This window comes from Limimaricola litoreus, assembly GCF_024159025.1.
GTDB lineage: Bacteria > Pseudomonadota > Alphaproteobacteria > Rhodobacterales > Rhodobacteraceae > Limimaricola > Limimaricola litoreus.
This window is the reverse complement of the sequence record NZ_JAMYXC010000185.1, coordinates 1-1613: the sequence shown is the minus strand read 5'-3', so window position 1 is coordinate 1613 and position 1613 is coordinate 1. Positions and strand designations below refer to the sequence as shown.

Annotated in this window: 2 protein-coding genes; both read left to right on the top strand. The window is 66.4% G+C overall.

Going from position 1 to position 1613, the window contains the following annotated elements; all coding sequences use genetic code 11:
- The coding region (locus tag NHG85_RS11980) for a Re/Si-specific NAD(P)(+) transhydrogenase subunit alpha (RefSeq protein ID WP_253332670.1) at positions 1-870 on the top strand (870 nt) is incomplete at its 5' end.
- A 12-nt stretch (positions 871-882) separates the two neighbouring features.
- Positions 883-1613 (top strand): NAD(P)(+) transhydrogenase (Re/Si-specific) subunit beta (locus tag NHG85_RS11975; RefSeq protein WP_253332668.1); only part of this gene is annotated, 731 nt, incomplete at its 3' end.

Sequence of the window (1613 nt, the reverse complement as noted above, 5' to 3'; positions counted from 1 at the left end):
AGCCCGGAGTTCCGCGAAAAGCAGCTCGAGAAGTTCCGCGCGCTGGCGCCCGAGATCGACATCGTCATCTCCACCGCGCTCATTCCGGGCCGCGACGCGCCGGTCTTGTGGACCCGCGACATGGTCGAGGCGATGAAGCCCGGCTCGGTGATCGTGGACCTTGCCGCCGAGCGCGGCGGCAATTGCGAGCTGACGGTGCCCGAGGAGAAGGTCGTCACCGACAACGGCGTGACCATCATCGGCTACACCGATTTTCCCAGCCGCATGGCGACGCAGTCCTCGACGCTCTACGCCACCAACATCCGCCACATGCTGACCGACCTGACGCCGGCCAAGGACGGCGTCGTCGATCACGACATGGAGGACGACGTGATCCGCGGCGCGACCGCGACGCATGAGGGCGAGATCACCTTCCCGCCGCCCAAGCCCAAGACGGCGGCCATCGCCGCGGCGCCCAAGAAGGACAAGCCGCGCGAGCTGAGCGCGGAGGAAAAGCGCGGACAGGAGATCGCCGCCTTCAAGAAGCAGACCAAGGATCAGGTCGGGCTTCTGGCCGCGGGCGCTCTGGTGATGCTGCTGATCGGCGCGGTGGCCCCGGCGAGCTTCATGAGCCACTTCATCGTCTTCGCGCTGGCCTGCTTCGTCGGCTTCCAGGTGATCTGGGGCGTGGCGCATTCGCTGCACACGCCGCTGATGGCGGTGACCAACGCGATCTCGGGCATCGTGATCCTCGGCGCGCTGTTGCAGATCGGCTCGGGCAACTGGCTCGTGGTCTTCTTGTCCTTCATCGCGGTGCTGATCGCCTCGATCAACATCGTCGGCGGTTTTCTGGTCACGCGCCGGATGCTCGCCATGTTCCGCAAGTCGTAAGGGGGCCGGATCATGAGCATCGGCATCGTCTCGGCCGCCTATATCGTCGCGGCCATTCTCTTCATTCTCTCGCTGGGCGGGCTGTCGAACCAGGAAAGCGCCAAGCGCGCGGTCTGGTACGGCATCGCGGGCATGGCGGTGGCGGTCTTCGTCACCGTGTTCGGCCCCGGCGTGCACAACCTCTTTCTCATCCTCGTCGCCATTGCGGCGGGCGGCTTCGCGGGCTGGATGGTCGCGGGCCGGGTGCAGATGACCGAAATGCCGCAGCTGGTCGCGGCCTTGCACAGCTTCGTCGGTCTGGCGGCGGTGTTCATCGGGCTCAACGCCGACATCATGCTGCACGACATCAACACGCTGCTGGCGGCGAACGGCCTCGACCGCGCGGGCCTCGCGCTGCTCGATCCGACCGAGATGTTGGAGGCGGGCGGCGGCTTCTTCGGTGAGCTCACCGGCTTCGGCAAGAAGCTGGCGCTGAAGGACGCGACCGAGATCGGCATCCTCAAGGTCGAGGTGTTCCTCGGGATCTTCATCGGCGCGGTGACCTTCACCGGCTCGGTCGTGGCCTTCGGCAAGCTTGCCGGCAAGGTCGATGGCAAACCGAAGAAGCTGCCGGGCGGCCACATGCTCAACGCCGCGGCGCTGGCGCTGTGCCTGGCGCTGGGGCTTCTCTACCTCACCGGCGCGGGCATCTGGACCATGGTGCTGGTGACGCTCATCGCGGGCTTCATCGGCTGGCATCTGAT